At 54.6% G+C, this 4,039-nt stretch carries 4 protein-coding genes; all 4 read right to left on the bottom strand.

Translation table 11 applies throughout. From position 1 onward, the window contains the following. Window positions 1-77: 77 nt before the first annotated feature. Complete coding sequence (locus BN2476_RS44795; RefSeq protein ID WP_087740481.1) at window positions 78-308, bottom strand: hypothetical protein; 231 nt, start codon at window positions 306-308, stop codon at window positions 78-80. 537 nt (window positions 309-845) lie between these two features. Continuing rightward, window positions 846-1,787: an HNH endonuclease family protein gene (locus BN2476_RS44785; RefSeq protein WP_143811249.1), complete on the bottom strand. Its 942-nt coding sequence runs from the start codon at window positions 1,785-1,787 to the stop codon at window positions 846-848. Beyond that, complete coding sequence (locus BN2476_RS44780; RefSeq protein ID WP_160111899.1) at window positions 1,780-3,492, bottom strand: AAA family ATPase; 1,713 nt, start codon at window positions 3,490-3,492, stop codon at window positions 1,780-1,782. Before BN2476_RS44780 ends, BN2476_RS44785 begins: the two co-directional genes overlap by 8 nt. Before the next feature lie 361 nt (window positions 3,493-3,853). Beyond that, window positions 3,854-4,039: hypothetical protein (locus BN2476_RS47895; protein WP_218274620.1), on the bottom strand; the 186-nt coding region annotated here is incomplete at its 5' end.

Here is a 4,039-nt window from a genome sequence, read left to right as displayed (position 1 = left end):
GTGCTAAGTGGATAGCCCTTATATTCATACAGTATTCGAGACATCTCGTGATCCGTCGTATCTTGCCGGAAATGCCATCACCAACGCTGGTAGAGCTGCGTCAGTTGTGGCGTCGGCACGGGTCCGGTGACCAGTACGACGAGGCAGTTCGGCGGCTGATAGTTGACGTCGTACGGATGCGAAAGCTCGTCGCGGAGATGGATGGACTCTGCGGAGCGGTTCAGAGAGCCTGGCGCGACGAGACGCGCTCGAACCTGGTTGCGCTCGAGCGCCTGCGCATCCTCTTCAACGACGAGCGTTCGCGCCAAGGGGGGCTCTCGTCGGAATCGCCTCCGGCACCGGCCGACGCTATGAAGCGCTTTCCTTGAGAAACAGATACGGCGGGACCGTGACTACATGATGCACTTGATTTTCGGCAACGTACCGATACATCGAGTAACACACCATTGACAGCATTGCACCGAACACGCGATGGAAACTGATCTTTACAAGGGATATGCGATCTACGGGCACTCGATTCACGAGGGGAAGCCTTTGCCTCGAGTGGGACTGTCATCCAGGCGGGGCGAGTTGTTGGGACCAGCGGCGTGCTCGAGTTCTTCCGCACGGAAGACGATGCGATGGCGGCCGGCATCGCCTGGGCTCGTGAGTGGGTTGACACCAACGGTTGACCAAAGCGATTTGGAACTTCTGCAAGACGGACCTCGAATCCTGCTGTGTTGAGGTCCATCCCGCCGTGAGGCAGTCCTCTGTGCGTTGACGTCGGCCACGACCGTCGAGGTCCGAGCCGGCGGCGACCCGATAGTGGCAGGATCGGCGTTTCCCCACAAATCGCACGAACCGCCTTAGATGACGATTTCATAGTCGTCCTCGTCTTCATCATCAACGTCGTCGTTGATCTGCCGAGGCACAATTCCTGGCCGATCGCCTGCCAGCCACTCTTTGGCAAACGCGAAGCAAGCAGCAGAGTAAGGTTTGTTGTGTTTGACGAAATTACTCAGGATATCGTCGAGCAGTGTCTTCGCCTCCATCAGGGTCGCTTCCTTATCAGCTTCGGACGCCATCTTGTCCGCTGACATTACCAGCCTTCGCCAAGCGAATAGCTCCCGTTCCAGTGAAGTCAATCTGGCCGTACGCGCCGCGACCAACCGTCGGCGGTTCAGGCCGAAGCCTTCTATTGTCGCCTCCGCTTTCATCAAACCAATAGGGTCGAGCTCGGCAGGACGAACAAAGGACCGGGTTCGCTCACCAAAACTGCCGACAGTAAACTCAAGGTAACGATTTGGATCATCGAGCGTCGGATTGATGAGTAGCGGCGATTCTGTATGGAGGTATCCCCTCGAAGGGGCACACCCCTGACCCGGCATCAAGGGGAAGTAGTTTCCCTTCCCGAGTTTCCTCACAGATCCGTCGGGCAGAAAATGATCAGTTTCCGTGTTGCAATCACTACATGCGGGAAGTAGGTTTGTCCATTCCGATGCGAGCCACCAATAACCAATTGTAGCCACCGGGGCTCGTGTCAGCTGCACTCCCCCCTTGGGCCGAAAATGCTCAACCTGGACCCCTTGATTCACGAATCTCGACTCGCAGTACGCGCACTTCTTTTCAAAAATCGCGTTAAGCGCCTGCTTCACCTCCGCGTCTCGGTAAATATGAAAGCCGGGGAACGCCGGGAAGCCACCAGGTGTCGTCGCGTAGTAACCGGAAGCGCGGCTTTGCTCGTTCGTCGCGCGGTCGCCTTGTAAAATCTCAGGTTCGCTACCAAACGGCCGGTCTCGTTTAATCACCTAGCAACCCCTTGTACTCTTGGTTACTTTGCACGAGCTCTTCGATGAGCTTGATCGCGTCCTCCGACAGTTCGCCTCCCTCTCCATCTCGTAAGGTCGCGAGTTGCCTGTCTATCACGCGGTACATTATTCTCTCTCGCTGGGTCACGCCCATCATTCCTTCATCGTGCAGAGACTCTTCAAGCCCTCGCAGTTCGTCTCGCTCACGTGCGTTCAAGCGGGAATCACCCCGCGCCAGCAAATCGTAGTACCGGACAAATTCACCGTCCAGTTTCTCGTCCAACGTCGTATTGAGCCCAAACAAATCGGAAGTGAGAAGCTGATCGACGAATAGTCCGTCGATGTCACCCGGCGCAGACCGAGCTGACAGCGTCCCTTGCTCCGATGCATTTAAGATCTGGACGTCTTGTCCGCGGACGCCTCGCAGGGTCAAAGGATCGTGTGTGCTATAGATGAAATGGATCATCGGGAACGCCCGCCGCAGTCGCTCTACGATGCGGAGTCTCCAGGCCGGATGCAAATGAGCATCCAGCTCATCAATCAAGACTGTCGCTTGCGCTCCCAAAGCACTGTCCCCCCAAGAGTACACAACCTCCAGAATATCGGTCGCCAGGGAGAATATGTTCTGCAACCCGGAGCTCATTGCATCGATCGGCTGCTCGCGGCCATTTATTCGCACTTCGACCTTCGAATCTACGATGTTCACGAGCGCAGTTGGCTCCAGCATCAACTGTTGCACAAGGTCTGCTGCATCACGCAATCTTTGCCCAGCAAGCTTTGTGAACCAGCCGTGCGGCCCATTAATCTTTGCGTGCTCGTCAAAAAGCGATAGTAGACGGAAATCATTGCGTCGTTGCTTCCGCGGCAAGACTCTACGAGCCAGTAAGCGATACGCTCCGTATGCAAGAACAGGAGAAGGCGTAGAGGCGAATCCGCCAAACCTTCGACTAGTTCTATCGAACGTTAGAAGGTTGGCCTCATCGGAGTGCCAGAATTCGAGTCTTATCTCCCCAGCAGATGCGCCCTCAGAAAGAATCGTCTTCGCATCGTCGATCATCTCCGATGCGACAACAGGTCCAGCCAATGCAAGCGCCAGCGCTTGAAGCAGCGATGTTTTGCCAACACCGTTTGGCCCAACGAATGCAACCCACTGGGTGTCCTTCCCTTCCGGCATCGGAAAGTCCACCGCGGCCTCCCGGATCCCCTTGAAGTTTCGGATTTCTATTCGGCGGATCGGCCGTGCACGCCGGTGCGCTTGCCCAAGAAAATATTGCGAACCTCTCGCGTGGTTGCGCGCTTCAATCTCACGGTCAACCTCGCCCGGATTGATCGCGCCGATAGCGTCGAGGATTTGTCGAAGATGCGATTCCGATATCGAGTGCAGATCCTTCCTACGGACTCTCTTTGGCAGCAACCGATGTAGCAGAAGGGATATTGCGCCCGAAAAGCTCGCCTCAGGTGCAAGTAATTCTCTAACTTGTTCGAATGTCAGAGATGAGTTTGGCCTCTCTCTTTGTTCGAAGGCATCATTCCATTTCGAAACAAACTCACGTAGCGCATCCTCGCGGCCGTCAAGCAATTCCTGGCGATTCAGGTCAAGAAGCGAAATTGTCTCAGATCCTCGCTGTGTGAGACCATACATCCTTCCTGACGGCGCTACAGTCAAATGCTTTTCCACCCTATCGTAGGCTGGATCAATCAGCACAGGAGTCTCAGTCCGGCGTAACGATTCTAAACTCGCACCTAACTCGCCATGTCCTCTATATAGGGGAAATAGATTCCCCTTTATCGATGCGCATGCATGGCATGCATAGTAGACATTTACCCACTCCACCGCCAGCCAGCAATAGTGAAGGCGGTCTATTTTCCCCCTTCCCCGGTCTGCCGCTCGTAAAGGTCTGAAATGATCTATCCCCCAAGCATCGCTTCCAATGAGAGTGCGTCTTTTTTCACAGTAAGAGCATTTTCCATGGGTCCAGTTCTGTAACGCCTCCTGCACTTCGTATCGATCATCACTCTCCCACCTGAACTCGGGAGGCCTTCGAAAATCTGGATTTTCAAGGTATTCATGAATTTTTTTCTTGTACGACTCCGCCTTTTCGGAAGAAAAGAACTGCGGAGTGCGTGCTTGAGAACGGTTCAGTTGTCGCATTGTGTCCTATCTCTTTGATCAGATAGCGATTCTTTATTCGTAAAGGAGGCGAAGCAACCTTCAGCGGCCTCCGAGGAGGTAATTGAGGTTGACCCGGTTC

The sequence above is a fragment of the Paraburkholderia piptadeniae genome (assembly GCF_900007165.1).
Lineage (GTDB): Bacteria > Pseudomonadota > Gammaproteobacteria > Burkholderiales > Burkholderiaceae > Paraburkholderia > Paraburkholderia piptadeniae.
Note: the sequence above shows the minus strand (reverse complement) of the source record. Positions and strands in the feature narration are given on the sequence as shown.